This window comes from Streptomyces sp. NPDC003016 (assembly GCF_053591455.1).
Genome location: NZ_JBSFTV010000088.1, coordinates 2,501 through 5,327, shown reverse-complemented (window position 1 = coordinate 5,327; position 2,827 = coordinate 2,501). Strand labels below are relative to the sequence as shown.

Here is a 2,827-nt window from a genome sequence, read left to right as displayed (position 1 = left end):
ACACAGTGGACGCGAGCAACTGAGGACAAGCCCTCGGCCTATTAGTACCAGTCAGCTCCACCCGTTGCCGGGCTTCCACATCTGGCCTATCAACCCAGTCGTCTACTGGGAGCCTTAACCCCTCGAAGGGGGTGGGAACACTCATCTCGAAGCAGGCTTCCCGCTTAGATGCTTTCAGCGGTTATCCTTTCCGAACGTAGCCAACCAGCCATGCCCTTGGCAGGACAACTGGCACACCAGAGGTTCGTCCGTCCCGGTCCTCTCGTACTAGGGACAGCCCTTCTCAATATTCCTACGCGCGCAGAGGATAGGGACCGAACTGTCTCACGACGTTCTAAACCCAGCTCGCGTACCGCTTTAATGGGCGAACAGCCCAACCCTTGGGACCGACTCCAGCCCCAGGATGCGACGAGCCGACATCGAGGTGCCAAACCATCCCGTCGATATGGACTCTTGGGGAAGATCAGCCTGTTATCCCCGGGGTACCTTTTATCCGTTGAGCGACAGCGCTTCCACAAGCCACTGCCGGATCACTAGTCCCGACTTTCGTCCCTGCTCGACCCGTCGGTCTCACAGTCAAGCTCCCTTGTGCACTTACACTCAACACCTGATTGCCAACCAGGCTGAGGGAACCTTTGGGCGCCTCCGTTACTCTTTAGGAGGCAACCGCCCCAGTTAAACTACCCATCAGACACTGTCCCTGATCCGGATCACGGACCGAGGTTAGACATCCAGCACGACCAGAGTGGTATTTCAAGATTGACTCCACACACACTGGCGTGCATGCTTCAAAGTCTCCCACCTATCCTACACAAGCCGAACCGAACACCAATATCAAACTGTAGTAAAGGTCCCGGGGTCTTTCCGTCCTTCTGCGCGAAACGAGCATCTTTACTCGTAGTGCAATTTCACCGGGCCTATGGTTGAGACAGTCGAGAAGTCGTTACGCCATTCGTGCAGGTCGGAACTTACCCGACAAGGAATTTCGCTACCTTAGGATGGTTATAGTTACCACCGCCGTTTACTGGCGCTTAAGTTCTCAGCTTCGCAACCCCGAAAGGTCACTAACCGGTCCCCTTAACGTTCCAGCACCGGGCAGGCGTCAGTCCGTATACATCGCCTTACGGCTTCGCACGGACCTGTGTTTTTAGTAAACAGTCGCTTCTCGCTGGTCTCTGCGGCCACCCCCAGCTCACCGAGTAAATCGGATCACCGGTGATGGCCCCCCTTCTCCCGAAGTTACGGGGGCATTTTGCCGAGTTCCTTAACCATAGTTCACCCGAACGCCTCGGTATTCTCTACCTGACCACCTGAGTCGGTTTAGGGTACGGGCCGCCATGAAACTCGCTAGAGGCTTTTCTCGACAGCATAGGATCATCCACTTCACCACAATCGGCTCGGCATCAGGTCTCAGCCTTGATGTGTGACGGATTTACCTACCACACGGCCTACACCCTTACCCCGGGACAACCACCGCCCGGGCTGGACTACCTTCCTGCGTCACCCCATCGCTTACCTACTACCACCTTGGGCCGGCGGCTCCACCACTTCCCTTTGCCCGAAGGCTCCGGGACGGCTTCACGGCCTTAGCATCAATGGATTCGATACTGGGCGTTTCAAAGCGGGTACCGGAATATCAACCGGTTGTCCATCGACTACGCCTGTCGGCCTCGCCTTAGGTCCCGACTTACCCTGGGCAGATCAGCTTGACCCAGGAACCCTTAGTCAATCGGCGCACACGTTTCTCACGTGTGTATCGCTACTCATGCCTGCATTCTCACTCGTGTACCGTCCACAACTCGCTTCCGCGGCTGCTTCACCCGGCACACGACGCTCCCCTACCCATCCGCACTCCCGTTGGGGATATGTGTGCGAATGACACGACTTCGGCGGTACGCTTGAGCCCCGCTACATTGTCGGCGCGGAATCACTTGACCAGTGAGCTATTACGCACTCTTTCAAGGGTGGCTGCTTCTAAGCCAACCTCCTGGTTGTCTCTGCGACTCCACATCCTTTCCCACTTAGCGTACGCTTAGGGGCCTTAGTCGATGCTCTGGGCTGTTTCCCTCTCGACCATGGAGCTTATCCCCCACAGTCTCACTGCCGTGCTCTCACTTACCGGCATTCGGAGTTTGGCTAAGGTCAGTAACCCGGTAGGGCCCATCGCCTATCCAGTGCTCTACCTCCGGCAAGAAACACACGACGCTGCACCTAAATGCATTTCGGGGAGAACCAGCTATCACGGAGTTTGATTGGCCTTTCACCCCTAACCACAGGTCATCCCCCAGGTTTTCAACCCTGGTGGGTTCGGTCCTCCACGAAGTCTTACCTCCGCTTCAACCTGCCCATGGCTAGATCACTCCGCTTCGGGTCTAGAGCGTGCAACTCAACCGCCCTGTTCGGACTCGCTTTCGCTACGGCTTCCCCACACGGGTTAACCTCGCTACACACCGCTAACTCGCAGGCTCATTCTTCAAAAGGCACGCAGTCACGACGCACCGAGTAAACTCGATGCGCGACGCTCCCACGGCTTGTAGGCACACGGTTTCAGGTACTATTTCACTCCGCTCCCGCGGTACTTTTCACCATTCCCTCACGGTACTATCCGCTATCGGTCACCAGGGAATATTTAGGCTTAACGGGTGGTCCCGCCAGATTCACACGGGATTTCTCGGGCCCCGTGCTACTTGGGTGTTGCACAAGCAAGCCGTTGATGTTTCAGCTACGGGGGTCTTACCCTCTACGCCGGACCTTTCGCATGTCCTTCGCCTACACCAACGGTTTCTGACTCGCCCAACAGCCGGCAGACTGTTGAAGTGCAATCCCA

The 2,827-nt window shown here is 56.6% G+C and carries 1 rRNA gene (only partly in view); it reads right to left on the bottom strand.

The annotated features are described in order from the left end of the window. Positions 1-21: 21 nt before the first annotated feature. Positions 22-2,827 (bottom strand): 23S ribosomal RNA (locus tag ACWDZ4_RS34925); it runs 319 nt beyond the window's last position.